The sequence below is a fragment of the Cellulosimicrobium sp. SJTW-1 genome (assembly GCF_047716875.1).
In the GTDB taxonomy this organism is placed as follows: Bacteria; Actinomycetota; Actinomycetes; order Actinomycetales; family Cellulomonadaceae; genus Cellulosimicrobium; species Cellulosimicrobium funkei.
Genome location: NZ_CP136680.1, coordinates 2,453,415 through 2,474,315, shown reverse-complemented (window position 1 = coordinate 2,474,315; position 20,901 = coordinate 2,453,415). Strand labels below are relative to the sequence as shown.

General features: G+C 73.4%; 18 protein-coding genes. 8 read left to right on the top strand and 10 right to left on the bottom strand.

From position 1 onward, the window contains the following. Positions 1–239 precede the first annotated feature (239 nt). The 5 genes from RSE42_RS11295 to RSE42_RS11275 all read right to left on the bottom strand — a co-directional run bounded on the left by RSE42_RS11295 (position 240) and on the right by RSE42_RS11275 (position 5,368). On the bottom strand, positions 240–863 hold the full coding sequence (locus tag RSE42_RS11295; protein ID WP_085387761.1) for a superoxide dismutase: 624 nt from the start codon (positions 861–863) through the stop codon (positions 240–242). 192 nt (positions 864–1,055) lie between these two features. After that, positions 1,056–2,810: a cytochrome b gene (locus RSE42_RS11290; RefSeq protein WP_021481147.1), complete on the bottom strand. Its 1,755-nt coding sequence runs from the start codon at positions 2,808–2,810 to the stop codon at positions 1,056–1,058. Continuing rightward, on the bottom strand, positions 2,807–3,868 hold the full coding sequence (locus RSE42_RS11285; RefSeq protein WP_251176215.1) for a ubiquinol-cytochrome c reductase iron-sulfur subunit: 1,062 nt from the start codon (positions 3,866–3,868) through the stop codon (positions 2,807–2,809). Before RSE42_RS11285 ends, RSE42_RS11290 begins: the two co-directional genes overlap by 4 nt. Beyond that, entirely contained in the window at positions 3,865–4,644 is a 780-nt protein-coding gene (locus tag RSE42_RS11280) for a c-type cytochrome (protein WP_021481149.1), read from the bottom strand. The genes RSE42_RS11285 and RSE42_RS11280 overlap by 4 nt, the downstream gene beginning before the upstream one ends. Before the next feature lie 73 nt (positions 4,645–4,717). Continuing rightward, the gene (locus tag RSE42_RS11275; protein ID WP_415296259.1) at positions 4,718–5,368 is read right to left on the bottom strand and encodes a cytochrome c oxidase subunit 3; all 651 of its coding nucleotides are present in this window, start codon (positions 5,366–5,368) and stop codon (positions 4,718–4,720) included. A 316-nt stretch (positions 5,369–5,684) separates the two neighbouring features. Here RSE42_RS11275 and RSE42_RS11270 point away from each other — a divergent pair, with 316 nt between their 5' ends. Together RSE42_RS11270 and trpD are read left to right on the top strand one after the other, a co-directional pair. Then, positions 5,685–6,122 carry a response regulator transcription factor gene (locus RSE42_RS11270; RefSeq protein ID WP_021481151.1) on the top strand — a complete coding sequence of 146 codons (438 nt, stop codon included), beginning with the start codon at positions 5,685–5,687 and terminating at the stop codon, positions 6,120–6,122. Between the two features lie 34 nt (positions 6,123–6,156). Next, positions 6,157–7,254, top strand: a complete 1,098-nt coding sequence (gene trpD, locus RSE42_RS11265; protein WP_085387762.1) for an anthranilate phosphoribosyltransferase — start codon at positions 6,157–6,159, stop codon at positions 7,252–7,254. A 33-nt stretch (positions 7,255–7,287) separates the two neighbouring features. On the opposite strand, the gene RSE42_RS11260 is transcribed toward trpD, so the two are convergent. Further along, complete coding sequence (locus tag RSE42_RS11260; RefSeq protein ID WP_034654744.1) at positions 7,288–7,569, bottom strand: Lrp/AsnC family transcriptional regulator; 282 nt, start codon at positions 7,567–7,569, stop codon at positions 7,288–7,290. Continuing rightward, positions 7,548–9,404 (bottom strand): DEDD exonuclease domain-containing protein, encoded by a 1,857-nt coding sequence (locus RSE42_RS11255; protein ID WP_085388731.1) that lies wholly within the window; start codon positions 9,402–9,404, stop codon positions 7,548–7,550. The genes RSE42_RS11260 and RSE42_RS11255 overlap by 22 nt, the downstream gene beginning before the upstream one ends. Positions 9,405–9,554: 150 nt before the next feature. Here RSE42_RS11255 and RSE42_RS11250 point away from each other — a divergent pair, with 150 nt between their 5' ends. Then, positions 9,555–10,916: an NYN domain-containing protein gene (locus RSE42_RS11250; RefSeq protein WP_415296256.1), complete on the top strand. Its 1,362-nt coding sequence runs from the start codon at positions 9,555–9,557 to the stop codon at positions 10,914–10,916. A gap of 70 nt (positions 10,917–10,986) precedes the next feature. Here the strand turns inward: RSE42_RS11250 and RSE42_RS11245 are convergent, their stop codons facing one another. Next, a complete protein-coding gene (locus RSE42_RS11245) occupies positions 10,987–12,804 on the bottom strand; it encodes an AMP-dependent synthetase/ligase (protein WP_171468021.1) in 1,818 nt (605 codons plus the stop codon). A gap of 251 nt (positions 12,805–13,055) precedes the next feature. On the opposite strand from RSE42_RS11245, the gene RSE42_RS11240 reads away from it, so the two are divergent. Beyond that, complete coding sequence (locus RSE42_RS11240; protein ID WP_043658218.1) at positions 13,056–14,003, top strand: ROK family glucokinase; 948 nt, start codon at positions 13,056–13,058, stop codon at positions 14,001–14,003. A gap of 37 nt (positions 14,004–14,040) precedes the next feature. Here the strand turns inward: RSE42_RS11240 and RSE42_RS11235 are convergent, their stop codons facing one another. Continuing rightward, entirely contained in the window at positions 14,041–14,685 is a 645-nt protein-coding gene (locus RSE42_RS11235) for a hypothetical protein (protein WP_144723360.1), read from the bottom strand. A gap of 57 nt (positions 14,686–14,742) precedes the next feature. On the opposite strand from RSE42_RS11235, the gene RSE42_RS11230 reads away from it, so the two are divergent. From RSE42_RS11230 to RSE42_RS11220, 3 genes are all read left to right on the top strand, one after another. After that, the gene (locus RSE42_RS11230) at positions 14,743–15,528 is read left to right on the top strand and encodes a lysophospholipid acyltransferase family protein (RefSeq protein ID WP_415296253.1); all 786 of its coding nucleotides are present in this window, start codon (positions 14,743–14,745) and stop codon (positions 15,526–15,528) included. A 110-nt stretch (positions 15,529–15,638) separates the two neighbouring features. Beyond that, entirely contained in the window at positions 15,639–16,865 is a 1,227-nt protein-coding gene (locus tag RSE42_RS11225; RefSeq protein WP_074807116.1) for a pyrophosphate--fructose-6-phosphate 1-phosphotransferase, read from the top strand. Between the two features lie 40 nt (positions 16,866–16,905). After that, positions 16,906–18,255, top strand: coding sequence for a class II 3-deoxy-7-phosphoheptulonate synthase (locus RSE42_RS11220; RefSeq protein WP_415296251.1), 1,350 nt, complete (start codon positions 16,906–16,908; stop codon positions 18,253–18,255). 93 nt (positions 18,256–18,348) lie between these two features. On the opposite strand, the gene pknB is transcribed toward RSE42_RS11220, so the two are convergent. Next, the gene (gene pknB, locus RSE42_RS11215; protein ID WP_415296250.1) at positions 18,349–20,379 is read right to left on the bottom strand and encodes a Stk1 family PASTA domain-containing Ser/Thr kinase; all 2,031 of its coding nucleotides are present in this window, start codon (positions 20,377–20,379) and stop codon (positions 18,349–18,351) included. A gap of 91 nt (positions 20,380–20,470) precedes the next feature. Between pknB and RSE42_RS11210 the strand changes: the two genes are divergently transcribed. Further along, positions 20,471–20,896, top strand: coding sequence for an Rv2175c family DNA-binding protein (locus RSE42_RS11210; protein ID WP_415296248.1), 426 nt, complete (start codon positions 20,471–20,473; stop codon positions 20,894–20,896). Positions 20,897–20,901 lie beyond the last annotated feature (5 nt).

Genomic DNA, 20,901 nt, shown 5'->3' with positions numbered 1-20,901 from the left:
GGTCGGGCAGCCGCTGGAGCGCGCCGGAGCATCGTGACGGCCTGGGACGGCGTCGGTGACGCTCTGCGCCCAGCGACATGACGCGCCACCTGTCGGCGACCGCGGACTGACCGGGTCGTGGCCCTGGGCGGCCGCCGAGAACGAGGTTGGTCCCGCTATCCGGTGGATAGCGGGACCAACCTCGTTGTGGTGGGGGAGCGGGGTCGTGCTCGCCGACCGGGTGTCGTGCGGCGGGGTCGTCAGGGGACGATGAGCCCGGCGGTCTGGGTCTTGGCGCGCTGGAGGCGGGCCTCGGCGTCGGACCAGTTGACGAGGTTCCACCAGGCGGTGACGTAGTCGGCGCGCACGTTCTGGTAGTCGAGGTAGTAGGCGTGCTCCCAGACGTCGAGCAGGACGATGGGGGTCAGGCCGAGGGTGAGGTTGCCCTGCTGGTCGTAGAGCTGGACGGTGATGAGCTTCTGGCCGATGGAGTCCCAGGCGAGGATGGCCCAGCCGGAGCCCTGGACGCCGGCGGCGACGGCGGCGAACTGCTTCTTGAAGGCGTCGAAGGAGCCGAAGTGCTCGTCGATCGCGGCGCCGATCTCGCCGGTGGGCTCGCCGCCGCCCTCGGGGGAGAGGTTGGTCCAGAAGGCGGAGTGGTTGACGTGGCCGCCGAGGTTGAACGCGAGGTTCTTCTCGTGGAGGTTGATCGCGGCGAAGTCGCCGGACTCGCGGGCCTCGGCGAGCTTCTCCAGGGCGGTGTTCGCGCCGGTGACGTAGGCCTGGTGGTGCTTGGAGTGGTGCAGCTCCATGATCCGCCCGGAGATGTGCGGCTCGAGCGCACCGTAGTCGTAGGACAGCTCGGGCAGGGTGTAAGCGGGCATCCGGATGTACCTCCTGGTACGGACCGCCGGAGGTGGTCCGACGGTCCCTGGGCAGTGAACTGACGGTGTCCCTGCCGCCTTAAGCGGGCGCTGCCGCGCCCCGGGGGCAGAGACGACGATGACCCGCGACCTGCCCGCCTGGAAGAGGGGGTTGGTCGCGGGTCATCGTCCTACTGTGCAGGAACGCGGAGGTCAGCGCTCGTCGGCGCCCTTCTCCGGCTCCACGAGGTCCCGACCGCCGCCGACGGGGGCGGTCCCGGCCTCGATCTGCTCGTGGCTCGTGCTCTCGAGGGCGTCGTGCTCACCGTGCGAGTGGGCGGCGGCGAGCTCGGCCGGCGTCACGGGCTCGATGCGGTCCTCGTAGAAGAACCGCGACAGGCGCTGGAGACGCTTGTCCTTCTTGTAGCCCTTGCGACGCACGCCGCGGGAGTCCGTCGCCGGCTCGATCTCGAGCGGGGCGTGGGCGGAGTAGTTGACCCGCAGCCAGCGCTCCTGCTCGTCAAGCGGGCGGTGGACCTCGATGTACTCGCCGTGCGCGAACCGGACGATCCGGCCGGTCTCGTGGCCGTGCAGCACGAGCTCGCGGTCCTTGCGCTGCAGCCCGAGGCAGATGCGCTTGGTGACCCAGAACGCGAACCAGGGGCCCACGAAGATCAGGATCCGGAAGGCCCAGGTGATCGTGTTGATCGACATGTGGAAGTGCGTCGCGATGAGGTCGTTCGACCCGGCGAGCGCCAGGATGATGAACGCCGTGAGGAACGCGACGCCCAGGCCGGTGCGAACCGGCACGTTGCGCGGGCGGTCGAGGACGTGGTGCTCGCGCTTGTCCTTCGTCACCGCGGACTCGAGGAACGGGTAGACGAAGAGGAACGTGAACAGCAGGCCCGGCACGACGACCGCGGGGATGAGGACGTTCAGCGACAGCGTGTACCCGCCGATGACGAACTCCGTCTGCCCCGGCATGAGTCGCAAGGACCCTTCGAGGAACAGCATGTACCAGTCGGGCTGTGCTCCCGCGGAGACCGGTGACGGATCGTAGGGGCCGTAGTTCCAGACGTTGTTGATCGCCATCGTGCCGCCCATGAGGGCGAGGATGCCGAACACGACGAAGAAGAAGCCGCCGGCCTTCGCGACGTACACGGGGAACAGCGGGAAGCCGACCACGTTGGTGTCCGTGCGGCCGCCACCCGGGTACTGCGTGTGCTTGTGGAGCACGACGAAGAACAGGTGGAGCGCGACCAGCGCGAGGATCAGGCCCGGCACCAGGAGGATGTGGACCGTGAACAGTCTCGGGATGATGTGCTCGCCCGGGAACTCGCCGCCGAAGATGAAGTACGACATGTACGAGCCGATGAGCGGGATCGCCTTGACGACGCCGTCGGTGATGCGCAGGCCGTTGCCCGACAGGACGTCGTCGGGCAGCGAGTAGCCGGAGAAGCCGGCGGCGAGGCCCATGATCATGAGCAGCATGCCGACGAGCCAGTTGACCTCGCGGGGCTTGCGGAACGCGCCCGTGAAGAACACGCGCATCATGTGCGTGACGATCGACGCCATGAAGATCAGCGCGGCCCAGTGGTGGATCTGCCGCATCAGCAGACCGCCGCGGACCTCGAACGACATGTGCAGCGTCGACGCGAACGCGTCGGACATGAGCACGCCGTCCATCGAGGCGGGCTCGCCGTGGTAGGTCACCAGGGACATGCTCGGGACGAAGAACATCGTCAGGAAGATGCCGGTGAGGATCAGGACGACGAACGAGTAGAGCGCGATCTCGCCCAGGAGGAACGACCAGTGGTCGGGGAAGACCTTGCGCGCGAACTCCTTGACGGCGACACCGATGCCGGTGCGCTGGTCGAGGTAGTCCGCGGCCTTCCCGGCGGGGGTCGTCGGCGCGGCTGACTTCGGTGCGGCCGCCCGAGGTGCGGCGGTTCCGGTGCTGGTGGTCACTTCAGACGCTCCCAGAAGCTCGGGCCGATGGGCTCGTGGAAGTCGCTCTGCGCAACCAGGTAGCCCTCGTCATCAACGGTGATCGGCAGCTGCGGCAGGGGCCGCTTCGCGGGGCCGAAGACCACCTTGGCGCTGTCGGCCACGTCGAACGTCGACTGGTGGCACGGGCACAGCAGGTGGTGCGTCTGCTGCTCGTAGAGAGCGACGGGGCAGCCGACGTGCGTGCAGATCTTGGAGAACGCGACGATGCCGTCGTACGACCAGCTCTCCCCGGCGGGGGACTGCTCGGACACGATGTCGCGCGGGTCGAGACGGACCAGGAGGACGACGGCCTTGGCCTTCTCCGTGATCCACTCGTGGGACTGCATCTCCTCCTGCGAGGCCTCGGGGATGACGTGGACCACCGAGCCGATGGTGACGTCGGCGGCCTTGATGGGCCGGCCCGAGGGATCGATCGCGAGGCGCGTGCCCCGCTGCCAGAGGGTGTGCTTGAACTTGGAGACGTTCCAGTCGCCACCGACGCTCCCGACGAGCGGGACCGCGATGGTGAGCGGGAAGAGCGCGAGGGCGGAGATGACCGCGCCCTTGAGCACGCCGCGGCGGGCGATGCCCGAGTCCTTGACGCCCGCGTCGAGCTCGGCGAGCGCGGCGGTGCGCGTCTCGGGGTCGCTCGCGATGGGGTGGCGCTCGTCCACCTTCTCGTGGTCGGACATGAGGACCTTGGCCCAGTGCACCGCGCCGAAGCCGATGCCGAGCAGGGCGAACGCGATGGCGACGCCGAGCGCCACCGTCGAGAGGCGGACGCCCGCCGTGGTCCCGTCCGGCGGGATCACGAAGTAGACGACGAGGGCCGCGATGGTGCCGATGACGGAGATCCCGAAGAGGGCGGCGACCTGACGCTCGGCGCGCTTCGACGCCTTCGGGTCGCGGTCGGCCATGCGGCTCTTGTGCTCCGGCAGACCGGGGTCCGGGAACGTGTCGAGGGTGCCGTGCTCCTCGCGGTGCCCGACCTCGCGGTGCGAGGACTCGGACGAGCGGGGGCTCTGGTAGTCGCTCACGAGGACTTCGCTCCGATCCACACTGCGGCCCCGATGAGGAGGCCCATTCCGACGATCCAGGCCCACAGGCCCTCGCTGACCGGACCGAGCGACCCGAGCGACAGGCCGCCGGCAGAGCCGTCGCGCTGCTCGGCGAGGAACGCGATGACGTCCCGCTTCTCCTCGGGCGTCACGGTGGCGTCGTTGAAGACCGGCATCGACTGCGGGCCGGTGAGCATCGCCTGGTAGATGTTGCGCTCCGAGGTGTCCCACAGCGGGGGAGCGAACTTGCCCTCGGAGAGGGCGCCGCCCGCACCGATCGCGTTGTGGCACATCGCGCAGTTGGTGCGGAAGACCGCGGCACCGTTGGCCGGGTCGCCCAGCGCTGCGTCGACCTGCTCGTCCGTGGGGATCGCGGGGCCCGCGCCGAGCGACGCGACGTAGGCGGCGAGCTGCGCCGTCTGCTCCTCGTCGAACTGGCGCGGCTTCTGGATGGCCTGCGGACCGTCCATCTGCATGGGCATGCGGCCGGTGGACACCTGGAAGTCGACCGACGCGGCGCCGACACCGACGAGCGAGGGCGCGGTGGCCGTGCCCTCGGCGTTCGGCCCGTGGCACGTGGCGCAGTTGGCCTGGAACAGCTTCTGGCCGGTCTCGATGTCCTCGGTGCTGGCGGTCTCGGCGTTGGCCGAAGTCGGGGCAAAGGCGGCGTAGACGCCACCGGTGACCAGCAGCGCCAGCAGCAGCAGCACGACCGGCGCGAAGCGGTGGTGTCTGCGGGCGGCGAGTGCCTTCACGAAATGATCCTCGTCTCGCAGGTGGGGGAGCAGGGGGCGGGTGGGCGGTCCGGGGCGGAACCCGGGCGGGACGTCAGCGCAAGATGTAGATCACGAAGAAGAGCGCGATCCACACGACGTCGACGAAGTGCCAGTAGTAGGACGTCACGATGGCCGTCGTGGCCTCGTGGTGCCCGAAGTTCTTGGCCGAGAACGAGCGGCCGAGAAGGAACAGGAAGGCGATCAGGCCGCCGACGACGTGGAGGCCGTGGAACCCGGTCGTGATGTAGAAGACGGAGCCGTAGGGCGTGGAGGAGATCGACACGCCGTGCTCGACGAGCTCGGCGTACTCGAAGATCTGACCACCGATGAAGAACGCGCCCATGAGGAACGTCAGGGTCATCCACTCGTTCATCCCCCAGCGGTTCACCTGGAAGATCGAGCCGGTGCGGACGGGCTGGAAGCGCTCGGCGGCCCACACGCCCATCTGGCACGTCACCGACGACAGCACCAGGACGGTCGTGTTGATCGCCGCGAAGGTCAGGTTGAGCTTGTCCGCCTCGAGGGCCCACTCGTCGGCGAGCATCACGGCGCGGACCGTGAAGTACATGGCGAAGAGGCCGGCGAAGAACATGAGCTCGCTGGCCAGCCACACGATCGTCCCGACCGAGACGGGGTTCGGTCGGTTGACGCTCACGTGCTGATGGGCGTGGGGGGCAGCCGTTGCGGTCGACACAGGAGCCATTATGGCCGACGAACCTCAGGTTCGCGGCACGCAGACGGCAGCCCGGAGGCGGTGAATCTCACAATGTCTCCAGAACTTCCCACGGAGACCTGCACTTGGTGACGGAAACCGTCCGAGTGCCATGAAACCCGGGCGTCCGGGGCGCGGGCCAGGGCCCTTGGTCCCCGGTCCGCCGCCGGTCGGCGCGCGTCCCGCCGCAGGGGTGCTGCGGAGCGCTCCGACGTGCCAAGATGCCAGTCGGGACGTGCGTTCGCACACGCGGCGCCGCGCGCTCCCGGGCCCACCCGAGGGAACGACGAAGGCGACGGTGACGACGATGACGACGACCGTGACGACGACGCACGGGGACACGGACGTGACCCCGCGCGCGCCGCGCATCCTGCTCTACAGCGACGACGTGACCGTGCGCGAGCAGGTGCTGCTCGCCGTCGGGCGGCGGCTGGGCGCGGGGCAGCCGGAGATCGAGTGGCACGAGGTGGCCACCCCGGCGGCGGTCGTGGCGTCGGCGGACGCCGGCGGGTGGGACCTGCTGGTCCTGGACGGCGAGGCCGACAAGGCCGGGGGCATGGGTCTGTGCCGCCAGCTCAAGAACGAGATCTATGCCTGCCCGCCGGTCCTGGTCCTCACCGGCAGGCCGCAGGACGGTTGGCTAGCATCGTGGTCGCTCGCCGACGACGCGGTGCCCCGGCCGTTCGACGCGGTCGCCCTCCAGCGCGCCGTCGCCGACCTGCTGCGCGCCTCCGGCACGCGGTAGCCGACCAGGAGACCGACCAGCCGAAGGGCCACCCGTGACCGCCACCCCGCACCCTGCCGCCTCGACCACGAGCGACTCGACGGGTGCGGGGCTCACCTGGCCCGGTCTGCTCACCGAGCTCGTCGCGGGGAACGACCTCGACGCCGAGCGCACCGCGTGGGCCATGGACCAGGTCATGTCGGGCGAGGTCTCGCCCGTGAGGCTCGCGAGCTTCCTCGTCGCGCTGCGCGCGAAGGGCGAGACGGTCGCCGAGCTCACCGGTCTCGCCGACGCGATGCTCGCGCACGCGAGCCGCTTCTCCGTGGACGGGCCCGCCGTGGACATCGTCGGCACGGGCGGCGACCGCGCCCACACCGTGAACATCTCGACGATGGCGTCGCTCGTCATCGCGGGCGCGGGCGTGCGCGTCGTCAAGCACGGCAACCGCGCCGCGACGTCGTCGTCCGGGGCCGCAGACGTGCTCGAGGAGCTCGGGATCCGGCTCGACCACGGTCCCGACCGCGTGGCGCGCATCGTGCAGGAGGCGGGGATCACCTTCTGCTTCGCCATGGTGTTCCACCCGTCGATGCGGCACGCGGGCGTCGCGCGCAAGGAGCTCGGCATCCCGACGGCGTTCAACGTGCTCGGCCCCCTGACGAACCCCGCGCAGCCGCGCGCGGCCGCGATCGGGGTGGCCGACGCCCGGATGGCGCCGCTCATCGCCGGCGTGCTCGCCGGGCGCGGCACGTCGGCGCTCGTGTTCCGCGGCGACGACGGCCTCGACGAGCTCGCGGCGACCGGCGGCGCCACGGTGTGGGAGGTGCGCGACGGCGCCGTGACGGAGCACCGCCTCGACCCCGTCGCCGACCTCGCGCTGACGCCCGTCACCGTCGAGGACCTGCGGGGCGGGAACGCGGCGCACAACGCCGACGTCGCGCGGCGGTTCCTCGCGGGCGAGCCGGGCGCGGTGCGCGAGACCGTGCTGCTCAACGCGGCCGCTGGCCTCGTCGCCGACGGCACGCTGCCCGGTACCGCGGAGGGTTCGCTCGTCGAGCGGCTGCGCGCGGCCTACGACGTCGCGGCGCGCAGCGTCGACTCCGGCGCCGCGCGCTCGGCGCTCGCCCGCTGGGCGGAGGCCGCGGCGCGCGACTGACCGCCGGTCAGCCGGCGCGCGACTGACCGCCGGTCAGTCGTCGAGGCCGAGGGCGAACGCCTGCTCGAGGTCGACGTTCGAGTAGGCGCGGAACGCGATGAACGTCTCGGTGCGCACGACGCCCTGGACCTTGCTGATGCGGTCCGCGATGACGTCGGCGAGCTGGTCGTGCTCCTGGACCCGCACCATCGCGACGAGGTCCGCCTTGCCCGTCACCGAGTAGACCTCGCTGACGCCGCGCAGGTCCGCGACCTCCGACGCCACCTCGGGGATGCGTGCGGGGTCGGTGTCGATCAGGACGATGGCGGTGAGCATGGTTCCTCCGGGGACGGGTCGTCGTCAGGCGACCACTCTACGGTCGGCCCGGCCGACGCGTGGGCCAGGTCGGCGCCGTCGGCGTCCGCGTGGCGGGCGACGTGGCGGGCCGTGGCCGCGAGGTCCACGTGCGACCCGGCCGAGCGGACCGGGCACGCCCAGGGACCCGTGACGTCGACGATCCGCACGCCTGGTTCCTGGAGCCACGACAGCAGGATCTCGGCCTCGTGCGGATGGCTCGCGGGGGCCGGCGGCACGGGTGGTGCCACCGTTTCGCCCGTCGCGACGAGCGCGTGCACGAGCGGCCACGGGTCGGTGCCCGGGGCGCTGACGCCGGTCGCGGCGAGCCGCGCGTGCCGCACGACGACGACCTCCCACCCGCCGGCGTCCGTCGGGCGCGCGGCGACGAGCTCGGCGCACGCGGCGAGCGGGGCGAGCCGCTGCGCACGCGCCGCACCCGTGAGGAAGGCGCGCAGGCGCTGGGTGAGCTCGCCGGCCTGCTCGAAGCGCTCGTCGCGCGAGAGCGCCACGATGCGGCGCCCGAGCTCGGCGACCACGCGCGACGGGTCGCCCTCGAAGGCCTCGCGCGCGCCCGCCGCGACGTCGCCGTAGCCCGCGTCGCGCTCGGTCGCCGTGCACGGGGCGGAGCAGCGGCCCATCTCGGCGAGCACGCACGCCGTCGCGCCGGGCGAGGCGACGACGGGGAGGCGCCGGGTGCACTGGCGGAGCGCGAAGGCGTCGTGCAGGGCGTCCACGGCGGCCTGGGCCTGGTGCCGCGAGGCGAACGGGCCGATGTGCGCCGCCGGTGCGCGGACGTCGCGGACCAGCGAGAGGCGCGGGTACGCCTCGTCGGTGAGCCGGACCCACGTCATGCGCTCCGGGTGCCGCGACCGGCGGTTGTACCGCGGAGCGTGCTCGGCGATGAGGCGCAGCTCGCGGACCTGCGCCTCGAGCGGCGTCGCGCACACGACGGGCGTGACGGCGTGCGCGATGCGCACCATCTCGGTGATGCGCCCGCGCTTCTCCGAGCGCGTGAAGTACGACCGCACGCGGCGCCGGATCGACGTCGACGTGCCGACGTACAGCACCTCGTCGCCGGGGCCGCGGAAGAGGTAGACGCCGGGCGCGTCCGGCAGGCCGTCGGCGAGGTGGCGCTTGCGGCGCACGTCCTGCGGCACGGGGTCCGTCGCCCCGGCGAGGTCCTCCAGGTGCGTCACGCCGAGCGGGCCGAGGCGGCCGAGGAGCGCGTGCAGCACGTCGACGGTGGCGCGTGCGTCGGCGAGCGCGCGGTGGTCCGGCGTGACCGTGGCGCGGAAGAGGGCCGCGAGCGTCGCGAGCTTGTGGTTCGGCGCCTCGTCGCGCGTGACGACCCGCCGCGCGAGGGGCACGGTGTCGAGCACCTGGTTCCCGGGCCAGTCGTAGCCCGCGGCGCGGCACGCGGCCTTGAGGAACGAGATGTCGAACGGGGCGTTGTGCGCGACGAGCACGGCGCCGCGCGCGAACTCGAGGAAGCTGGGCAGCACGGCCTCGATGCGGGGCGCGGTGGCGACCATGGACGACGTGATGCCGGTGAGCCGGGCGACGAAGGCGGGGACGGGCACCCCGGGGTCGACGAGCGTCTGGAACTCGCCGAGCACCTCGCCGCCGCGCACCTTCACCGCGCCGATCTCCGTGATCCCGGCGCCCGCGGGGGAGCCGCCGGTCGTCTCGAGGTCGACGACGACGAACGTCACCTCGTGCAGCGGCGTGCCGAGGTCCTCGAGCGTGGGCTGGACGGGGACGCCCTGCGGTGCGGACCCGGCGCGGGGTGCGGCGAGGGCGGGTCCGGACGACATGGCGGCGAGGCTAGCGAGGGCCACCGACACCGCCGCCGCGAGGTCCGTCGGTCGCCCGCCGACACGAAGGCCGGGAGCCGCGGCGCGCGTCCCCGGGCGGCATAGGGTGGGACCGAGAGAATCAGGCCGATCAGGGACGAAGCGCCCGTGGTGACCCGCGGACGAGGTGCGGAGGAGGCGCGGCGCATGGTGGCCGACGGACCGGAGGACGCCCTGCCCGCGGAGCCGGACGTGCCGCCGTCGGTCCGCAGCCTCCTCGTGGCCGCCGCGGCGGACGCGCTCCGCGCGCTCGACACGGCACTGGTCCCGGTCGCGCTCCAGCGGGTGCGGGGCTTCGCGCCCCGGCGGCGGGCGTCGGCCGGTGCGGCGCCCCTGTGGCGGGCCCTGGTCGACGACGCCGGGTTCCGGCACGCGGTCGCCGCGGCCTGGTCCCGCGAGCACGACGGCGAGCCGGAGCCCGACGCCGCGCCCCCGGACGGCCTGTCCCCGGCGCAGGTGCGCGAGCGGGCGGCGGGTGCCTTCCTCCTGCGGCCCGACGGCTGGCAGACGGAGGTGGAGCGCGCTCGCTCGCTCGACGACACCCTCCGGGCGGACCGGTCGGCCCGGGACGACGCGGCCCGCCTCCGCGTCGAGCGCGACCGGCTCGCCCGCCAGGTCGAGGAGCTCCGGGCGCGTGCCCGCGACGCCGACGCGCGCGCCGAGGCCGCGACGGCCGAGCTCGCCGCGGTACGCCGGACCGAGCGGCGGCTGCGCGCGGACGCGGACCGGGCGCGGGCCGAGGCGCGGGCCGCCGAGCGGGCGGCGCAGGGGGAGCGGGACGCCGCCGAGGTCGCACTGCGGGACGCGCGCGAGGAACGTCGCGCGGCCGCCGTCGAGCTGGCCCGGGCGCGCGCGGAGCGGGACGAGGCACGCCGGGCGCGGACGTCGTCGGCCGACCTCGCGACGGCCCGCGCGCGGCTCCTGCTGGACACGGTGGTCGACGCGGCGGCGGGGCTCCGGCACGAGCTCGCGCTCGGCCCGTCGACGACGACGCCCGCCGACGACGTCGCCGCCGGGCTGCCGGACGCGGCGCGTCCCCGGCCGGGGTCGCGCGGCCGCGCGGCGGACGACCCGGCGCTCGTCGACGACCTGCTGTCGGTCCCGCGGACGCACCTGGTCGTCGACGGCTACAACGTGACGAAGACGGGCTACGGCGAGCTGTCGCTCGCGGACCAGCGCGACCGCCTCCTCTCCGGCCTGCTCCGCGTGGCCGCCGCCGGCACGGAGGTCACCGTGTGCTTCGACGGCGCCGACGGCGGCCCCCGGCCGGTGCACGCCCCGCGCGGCGTGCGCGTGCTGTTCTCGTCGGGGGAGATCGCGGACGACCTCATCCGGCGCCTGGTCGCCGCCGAGCCGCCCGGGCGCCCGGTCGTCGTCGTGACGAGCGACCGCGCCGTCGCCGACGACGTGCAGGCGATGGGCGCGGCGTGCGTCCCGGCCCACGCGCTCCTGGCGCGGCTCGCCCGCCGCTGACGACGCGGCCCTCCCCGGCGTGCTGCCGGGGAGGGCCGTGGTGCGCGGGGGACGAGGGCCCCGGGCCGTGTCAGCGGACGGGCGCCGGCCCGTCCACGTAGATCGCCTCGACGTCGGCCGCGAAGTCCTTGAGCACCTCGCTGCGCTTCACCTTGAGCGACGGCGTGAGGTAGCCGTTCTCGACCGTGAAGTCCGTCGTGAGGACCGTGAACTTGCGGATCGACTCGGCGCGGGAGACCGCCTGGTTCGCGCGCGTGACCGCGGCGTCGAGGGCGGCGAGGACGTCCGGGTCCTTGGCCGCCTGCTCGACGGTCAGCGGCTCCTTGCCGTGCATGCTCGCCCAGCCGGGCAGGCCCTCCGGGTCGAGCGTCACCAGGGCGCCGATGAACGGCTTCTGGTCGCCCACGACGACGCACTGCGAGACGAGCGCGTGCGCGCGGATCCGGTCCTCGAGGACGGCGGGCGCGACGTTCTTGCCGCCCGCGGTGACGATGATCTCCTTCTTGCGCCCGGTGATGCGCAGGAAGCCGTCCTCGTCGAGCGAGCCGAGGTCGCCGGTGCGGAACCAGCCGTCGACGAACGCGTCCGCGGTCGCCTGCTCGTTGTTGTGGTAGCCGCGGAAGATGTGGTCCCCGCGCAGGAGGATCTCGCCGTCCTCGGCGATCCGGGCGCCGCAGCCGGGGAGCTGCTCGCCGACGGTCCCGATCTTCGTGTTCCCGGGGCGGTTGACGCTCGTCGGCGCCGTCGACTCGGTGAGGCCGTAGCCCTCGAGGATCCGCACGCCGATGCCGCGGTAGAAGTGGCCGAGGCGCTCGCCGAGCGGCGCGCCGCCGGAGACCGCGTACTTCGCGCGCCCGCCGAGCGCGTGCCGGAGCTTCTTGAAGACGAGCGCGTCCGCGACCTTGTGCTGCAGGCGCAGCCCGATGCCCGGCCCCGACGGCTCGTCGAGCGCGCGCGAGTACGCGATCGCGGTCGCGGCGGCCCAGTGGAAGATCTTCAGCTTGCCGCCCGCGGCCGCCTTCTGCTCCGAGGAGTTGTAGACCTTCTCGAAGACGCGCGGCACCGAGAGGATGTACGTCGGCTTGAACGTGCCGAGGTCCTCGAGCAGCGTCTTGGTGTCCGGCGTGTGGCCCAGCACCGTGCCGCCGGCCACCACGAGCACGCCGATGAACCGCGCGAACACGTGGGCGAGCGGCATGAACAGCAGCGTGCGGCCGCCCGGCTCCCCGAAGACCTCGGGCACGGCGGCCACGGCGTTGACCGTGAGGGAGTAGAAGTTCTGGTGCGTGAGCTCCGCGCCCTTGGGGCGGCCGGTCGTGCCGGACGTGTAGATGATCGTCGCGACGTCCGCGAGGTCGGCCAGGCCGCGTCGGCGCACGATCTCGGCGTCGTCCACGCCGGCGCCGTCGGCCGTGAGCGTGGCGATCGCGCCCGTGTCGATCGCCAGCACGTCCTGCAGGGCCGGGGCCTGGTCGCGCACCTCCTCGACCGTCGCCGCGTGCGCCTCGGTCTCCACGACGAGCAGGCGCACGTCCGCGTCCGAGAGGATCCACTGCACCTGCTCCGGGCTCGACGTCTCGTAGAGCGGCACGGGCACGGCGCCCGCCGCCCACGTCGCCCAGTCGAGCAGGGTCCACTCGTAGCGCGTGCGCGACATGATGCCCACGTGGTCGCCCGGCTGGATGCCGCGGGCGACGAGCCCCTTCGCGACGGCGACGACCTCGGCGTCGAACTCGCGCGCGCTGAGCGCCTGCCACGCACCGTCGGCACCCGTGCGGCGCTCGACCATCGGCGCGGCCGGGTCGGCCGCGACGCGGCTCGCGAGGAGGTCGTTGAGGTTCTTCGAGGGATCGACTTCGACGATCCGTGGGGCGCTGATCTCGTCCATTCTGGCTCCAGTGGCAGTAGTCGACGGTGGGAGAACCCTACCCAGTGGCGGCGTGTGCCCGAGACCTGCCGTTGTCGGTAGGCTTCAGGTGCTGTGCGCTGCTTGCGCAACGTTTCGCGCGGGCGCGGAGTTCCGGTGGCCCGACCCGTGGCGCGGGGTCGAGGCCCCGTCGTCGTGCGTGGTCCGTGAGCGGGCGAGCACCCGCAGCGAGACCTTGCAGTCAGCGGAACCGAGCGAGTAGAGGACGGGACATGCACGCCATCGGGGTGGACATCGGCGGGACGAAGATCGCGGCCGGGGTCGTCGACGAGAAGGGCGAGATCCTCGTCCAGACGCGCCGCGACACCGAGCCCGACGACGTCGCGAGCATCGACCGCGCCATCGCCGACGTCTATGCCGAGCTCACCGCCGACCACGAGGTCGGCGCGATGGGCCTCGCGGCGGCCGGCTTCGTCAGCCCGGACCGCACCTCGGTGCTCTTCGCGCCGAACATCGCGTGGCGCGAGTACCCGCTGGCGCGCAACGTGCGCGAGCTCATCGGCGACGTCGACGTCCCGATCGTCGTGGAGAACGACGCGAACGCGGCCGGCTGGGCGGAGTTCCAGTTCGGCGTCGCGCGCGACGCGACCGACATGCTCATGCTCACGGTCGGCACGGGGCTCGGGGGCGCGATCGTCGTCGACCGCGAGCTCGTGCGCGGCAAGTGGGGCGTCGCGGCGGAGGTCGGCCACATGCGCGTCGTCCCCGGCGGGCACTACTGCGGCTGCGGCCACGAGGGCTGCTGGGAGCAGTACGCGTCCGGGCGCGCCCTCGTGCGCGACGGGCAGAACGCCCTCATCGCCCAGCCGGACCGCGCGACGCGCCTGCTCGAGATCTGCGGCGGCGACCCGGACAAGCTCAACGGTCCCCAGATCACCCAGGCCGCGCAGGAGGGCGACGACCTCGCGGTCGAGCTGCTCGCGAACCTCGGCCGCTGGATCGGCGAGGGCGCGGCGTCGGTCACGGCGCTGCTCGACCCGGAGCTCATCGTCATCGGCGGCGGCGTCGGTGCGGCGGGCGACCTCCTGCTCCAGCCGGTGCGGCGCGCGTTCGCCGACCAGCTCTCCGCGCGCGGGCACCGCCCGGAGGCGCGGATCGAGCTCGCCGAGCACGGCAACGAGGCGGGCATCGTCGGCGCCGCGGACCTCGCGCGCCGCTGACGGGCGGCGCGGGCGCGGTGCGGGGGAGGCGCGGGCGTCAGACGACGGCGCCCGGCCCCCGGTCGTCGTCGTCCCGCCGGTGCGGCATGCGCCAGAGCAGGATCGCGAGCCCCACGAGGAAGGCGCCGCCGCCCACCTGCGCGACGAGCACGGGGTACGGGCGTGCCACGACCAGCACGACGAGCAGCAGGATCGGCACGCCGACGACGAGCGCCCACGCCATCGTCAGGAGCGGGTCGCGCCCGAGGACGAGCGGCGGGTCCGGCGGCACGAAGTGGCTCTCGGCCTCCTCGAGGTCCTCGACCTCGGGCGTCGTGGGCCAGTCCCGCGGCCCCGTCGGGCGCACCCAGGGCGCCACGGGCACGGACCCGAGCACGTCGCGGCCGCTGCGCGGGGAGCCCTCAGGCGCTCCGGCCGTCGGGTCCTGCGCGGCCCGGGGGTCGTCGCCTGGCCGGGCGCCCGGCTCGGACCGGTCGAGCTCGGACAGGTCCGCGAGCTCGGCCACGATGCCGGCCCACCGGGCGTCGACGTCGAGCGCGGGCTCGGGCGACTCGTCGCGCGGCGCCGTCGCCTCCCCGTCGTCGGCGGCAGGGTGGTCCGCACCCGGCGCCGCGTCGTCGGGCGTGGGGTCGGGGACGTCGTCGGGCTGCGGGGAGTCCGGCTGGGCGTTCGGTGCGGCCATGGGAATCACTCTAGAGTCGGATGCACGTCCCGCGCCGGGACCCCGCGAGGAGGAACGTTGTTCTACTGGTTCATGAAGCAGGTGATGGTCGGCCCGATCCTGCGGCTCCTGTACCGTCCCTGGACGCGGGGCGTCGAGCACGTGCCGGACGAGGGCGGTGCCATCCTCGCGAGCAACCACCTCGCGGTGATCGACTCGTTCATCCTGCCGCTCGTCCTCGACCGCAAGGTCCAGTTCCTCGGCAAGTCCGATTACTTCACGGGCACGGGCGTCAAAGGCCGCCTGACCGCGGGCTTCATGCGCGGCGTCGGGACGATCCCCGTGGACCGCGCGGGCGGCAAGGCCAGCGAGGCCGCGCTCGAGACGGGCCTGCGCGTCCTGCGCGAGGGGGACCTGTTCGGCATCTATCCCGAGGGCACGCGCAGCCCGGACGGGCGGCTGTACCGCGGCAAGACGGGCGTCGCGCGCCTCGCGCTCGAGTCGGGCGCCCCCGTGGTCCCGGTCGCGATGGTCGGGACGAACATCGCGCAGCCGATCGGCAAGGTCATCCCCACGCCGATGCGCATCGGGGTCGTCATCGGCGAGCCGCTCGACTTCTCGCGCTACCGCGGCATGGAGAACGACCGCTTCATCCTGCGCGCCGTCGCCGACGAGATCCAGTACGCGATCATGCGGCTGTCCGGCCAGGAGTACGTCGACATCTACGCGGCCACGGCCAAGGCGCGCCTCGCGGCCGGCCACACCGAGTCCGAGGTGGCGGGCGGAGCCCCCGGCGGGCGTCCCGCCCCGGACGTCCAGGTCCCGGAACCGCCGCCGGAGCCCCGCGCGGCGTCAGTAGACTGAGCGACGGCCGGTCGCGCCGGGCCCGTGCAGGGCCCGAGCCCCGTCGCCGCCACCCCGCCGGACCGCGTCCGTCCGGCCAGGATCCGTCCTACGAGAGGTTCTGAGTTCACATGTCGGTTCGTCGCGTCGCCCTCCTCACCGCGGGCGGTTTCGCCCCGTGCCTGTCCTCCGCGGTCGGGGGTCTCATCGAGCGGTACACGGAGCTCGACCCGGAGATCGAGATCATCGCCTACCAGTACGGCTACCACGGCCTGCTGACCGGCACGAAGATCGTCGTGGACTCCGAGGGGCGCAAGCAGGCGGGGATCCTGCACCGCTTCGGCGGCTCGCCGATCGGCAACTCGCGCGTCAAGCTCACCAACGCGGCCGACTGCGTCAAGCGCGGCCTCGTCCAGGAGGGCCAGGACCCGCTGCAGGTCGCCGCGGAGCAGCTCAAGGCGGACGGCGTCGACGTGCTGCACACGATCGGCGGCGACGACACGAACACGACCGCGGCCGACCTCGCCGCGTACCTCCACGAGAACGGCTACGAGCTCACGGTCGTGGGCCTGCCGAAGACGATCGACAACGACGTGATCCCGATCCGTCAGTCGCTCGGTGCGTGGACCGCCGCCGAGGAGGCCGCGGGCTTCGCCGCCAACGTCATCGGCGAGCACCGCTCGGGCCCGCGCATGCTCATCGTGCACGAGGTCATGGGTCGGCACTGCGGCTGGCTCACCGCGGCGTCCGCCGCCGAGTACCGCAAGTGGCTCGACGCGCAGGAGTGGGCCCCGGCCCTCGGCCTGACGCGCGAGCGCTGGGACGTCCACGCGGTCTTCCTGCCGGAGCTCGCGCTCGACATCGACGCCGAGGCCGAGCGCCTCAAGGCGATCATGGACGAGCAGGGCAACGTCAACATCTTCCTGTCCGAGGGCGCCGGCATGCACGAGATCGTGGCGCAGCTCGAGGCGGCGGGCGAGGAGGTCCAGCGCGACCCGTTCGGCCACGTCAAGCTCGACACGGTCAACCCCGGCCAGTGGTTCGCCAAGCAGTTCGCCGAGAAGCTGGGCGCCGAGAAGGTCATGGTCCAGAAGTCCGGCTACTTCTCGCGCGCGGCCGCCGCGAACGCCGAGGACCTGCGCCTCATCAAGTCGATGACCGACCTCGCGGTCGAGTGCGCGCTGCGCGGCGAGTCGGGCGTCATCGGCCACGACGAGGAGAACGGCGACCGCCTGCGCGCCATCGAGTTCCCGCGCATCGCCGGCGGCAAGGCGTTCGACGTGTCGCAGCAGTGGTTCGGCGAGCTCCTCGAGGGCATCGGCCAGCCGCTCGTGCCCGCGGCGCCCGCAGCCCACTGACCGGCACCACCGCACCAGGAACCTCGTCAGGGGACGCCGTATGACCACCACGAGCGAGCCGGGGACCGACTCCGGGCTCGACCACTTCCGCACGCTCGTCGCGCTCCAGCAGCCGACGTGGCCGGACGAGGCGGCGCTCGACGCCGTCCGTGACCGGCTGGCGGCCTCCGCGCCGCTCGTGGTGCCGGCGGCTGCCGACACGCTGCGCTCCCGCCTGGCCGCGGCCGGGCGGGGCGAGGCGTTCCTCCTGCAGGGGGGCGACTGCGCCGAGACGTTCGCCGAGGCGAACGCCGACCGGATCCGCAACAAGATCCGCACCATCCTGCAGATGGCGGTCATCCTCACGCACGGCGCGAGCATGCCCGTCGTGAAGATGGGCCGCATGGCCGGGCAGTACGCCAAGCCGCGCAGCTCCGACTCGGAGACGCGCGACGGCGTGACCCTGCCCGCGTACCGGGGCGACATGATCAACGGCCACGCCTTCACGCCCGAGGCGCGGATGCCCGACCCGGAGCGCCTCGTCCAGGCGTACCAGATCTCCGCGGCGACGTGGAACGTCGTGCGCGCGTTCACGACCGGCGGCTTCGCGGACCTGCGCCAGGTCCACGAGTGGAACCGCGGCTTCATGCGCAACCCGGCCTACGCGCGGTACGAGCGGACGGCGTCCGAGATCGACCGCGCGATCCGCTTCATGGACGCGTGCGGCGCCGACTTCGACGCGCTGCGCACCGTCGAGTTCTTCGTCAGCCACGAGGCGCTCGTGCTCGACTACGAGCGCGCGCTCACGCGCCGCGACGCGCGCACGGGGGACGCGTACGACACCTCCGCCCACTTCCTGTGGATCGGGGAGCGCACGCGCCAGCTCGACGGCGCGCACGTCGACTTCCTCTCGCGCGTCGCGAACCCGATCGGGGTCAAGCTCGGCCCGACGACGACGCCCGACGTCGCGCTGGAGCTCGCCCGCCGTCTCAACCCCGACGACGTCGAGGGCCGCCTGACCTTCGTCACGCGCATGGGCGCGGGCAAAGTGCGCGACGCGCTCCCGCCGCTCGTCGAGGCCGTCGCGCGCGCGGGCGTGCCCGTCACGTGGGTCACGGACCCCATGCACGGCAACACCATCACGTCCGCGAGCGGCTACAAGACGCGCCGGTTCGACGACGTCCTCGACGAGGTGCGCGGCTTCTTCGAGGTGCACCGCGCCGCGGGGACCGTGCCGGGCGGGCTGCACGTCGAGCTCACGGGCGACGACGTGACCGAGGTGCTGGGCGGGAGCGAGGAGATCGACGACGCGGGGCTCGCCCTGCGCTACGAGACGCTCGTCGACCCGCGCCTCAACCACCAGCAGTCGCTGGAGATGGCCTTCCAGGTCGCGGAGATGCTGCGCGGCTGAGGGCGCGGGGGAGACGGCGTCTCCCGTCGAGCACAGGGCTGTGGCCCGTCCCGTGGTCGGGGCGGGCCACGGCCGTCTGCGCGGCGCGGGAGGTCAGAAGACGTTGAGGACGATCGTCGAGCCCTTGGGCGCGGTGCGCCCGTCGCCGCCCGGAGGGTCCTGGGCGTAGACGATGTTGAGCGGGTGGATGCCCTGCGGGTAGCGGATCTCCACCTGGAAGCCTGCGTCCTTCAGGGCCTTCTCGGCGTCGGCGACGTTGCGGGTGCTCACGTTCGGGACCTCGACGAGCGGGGGTCCGAGCGACACTACGACGTTCACGGTGTCCTTCCGGTGGGCGTCGGAGCCCTGCTCGGGGTCCTGGCGGATCACGAGCCCTGCGCCGACGGTCTCGGAGTACTCCTCGGTGACGGCGGGGACGAGGCCCTGCTCCTCGAGCGCGGCGACCGCGGCGTCCTTCGCGGAGCCCGTGACCTGCGGCACGACGACGGGCGCCGGCCCGGACGAGACGGTGAGCACCACCGGCACGTCGTGCCGGATCGTGGCGCCCTCCTCGATGACGTTGCCGTCGGGGTCCTTCACGGCCATGACCTGGCCCGACGGCACCTCGTCGTGCGGCGTGGCGACGGGGTCGCCCAGCGTCAGGTCGGCGCCCTCGATGGCGGCGGTCGCCTCCTCCTGCGTCGCGCCCACGAGGCCGGTCGGCACCGTGAGCATCCGCACGCCCTTCGACACGACGAGCCGCACGCTGCCGTCCTTGCGCACGTCCTCGCCGGACGCCGGGTCGGTCGCCACCACGGCGCCCTCGGGCACGGCGTCGTCGTAGCGCTCCTCGACCGTGTGGGAGAGGCCCGCGTCGTCGAGGATCGCGACGGCCTCCGGGCGCGCCGCCTCGACGAGGCCGTCCGGGACCTGGGTGTAGGCGCCCGGCCCGGACGAGAACCACCACGCGGCGCCGCCGCCGACGCCCGCGAGGACGAGGAGCACGACGAGCGACCAGACGACCACGCGGCCGTGACCGCGTCGCCGCGCCGGGGTCGGGGCAGCAGGGGGCGGCGGGCCGGGCCGCGTGGTCGGCGCGACGACGTGCCCGACGGCGAGCGGCTCGGTGAGGCCCGCGGCCTCGCGGTCGCGCAGGCTGAGCGCCGCGAGGGACGCGGTCGCGGCGGCGGACGGGTCGTCGGGCTCGGTCCGCGGGCCCGGACCCGGCGGGGGCGGCACGACGGCGGACCCCCCGGCGGGCGGGTCGACGCGCCGCTCGAGGTCGGCCGGGTCGAGCGCCGCGCGGGTCGAGCGCACGAGCGCGAGCGCGGCGCCGGCGTCGGCCGGGCGGTCGGCGGGGTCGCGCGCGGCGAGCGCGCACAGCAGGTCGTCGACCTCGGGCGGGATCCACGGGGCGACGTCCGACGGCGGCGGCACGTCGTTGTTCACGTGCTGGAACGCGACCTGGATCGGCGTCGTGCCGGTGTGCGGGACGGTGCCGAGCAGCATCTCGTACGCGAGGATGCCCGCCGCGTAGACGTCGGTGCGGGCGTCGCACGTGCCGGTCGCGATGAGCTCGGGGGAGAGGTAGGCGACGGTCCCGAGGATCGTGCCCGTCGTCGTCGCGGTCACCTCGTTCACGGCGCGGGCGAGACCGAAGTCGGTGACCTTGAGCCGGCCCTCGGTGTCGAGCAGGACGTTCTCGGGCTTGATGTCGCGGTGCACGAGCCCCGCGCGGTGGGCGGCGGCGAGCGCGTCGAGCACGTGGTCGAGCACGTCGAGCGCGCGACCCAGAGTCAGGGTGCGCTCGGTGAGCATGGTGCGGCGCAGGTTCGACCCCGCCACGTACTCCATCGTCAGGTAGCTCGTGTCGCCGTCGAGGCCCTGGTCGTACACGGCGACGAGGCCCGGGTGGGTGAGCCGGGCCGCGGCGCGCGCCTCACGGCGGAAGCGCGAGACGAAGTCGGCGCCGGACGCGCCCTCGGCGAGGTGGGGGTGCATGACCTTGAGCGCGACCTCGCGCTCGAGCCGACGGTCGACCGCGAGGTACACCGTCGCCATGCCGCCTCGCGCGATGCGCGAGACGACCTCGTACCGCCCGTCGACCAGGCGGCCGACGAGGGGATCGGTCGTCACGGTGGCCACGGGGAGAGTCTAGGTGGCCGGGTGTCACGATCCGGTGAGCGCGGCGCGCACGGCGTGGGTGTCGTGTGGAGGCACGCCGTAGGCTTGCCCGGTGACCGATCGCGACACCACCCCCCGCCCCACGCTCGACGACCTCGTCGGCGATTGGCTGACCCTCCCCGACGTCGCCGAGGCGCTCGGCACCGACGTCGGCAAGGTGCGCCGTCTCGTGCAGGAGCGGCGCGTCGTGGGCGTGAAGCGCGGCGAGCGCACGACGTTCCAGGTCCCGGCGCGCTTCCTCGTGCCGCTGCACCTGGTCGACCCGGCGAACGCCGGCCGCCCGGACGAGAGCGGCCGCGTGGGAGTCCTGTCGAGCCTGCAGGGCACGATCGTCGTCCTCACCGACGCCGGCTTCGACGACGCCGAGATCCTCGAGTGGCTCTTCACCCCGCACGACGAGCTCGGCGAGGCCCCGTTCGACACGCTCCTCAGCGGGCACAAGGCGCGCGTGCGCCGCGTGGCGCAGTCCGAGCTCTGACGCGC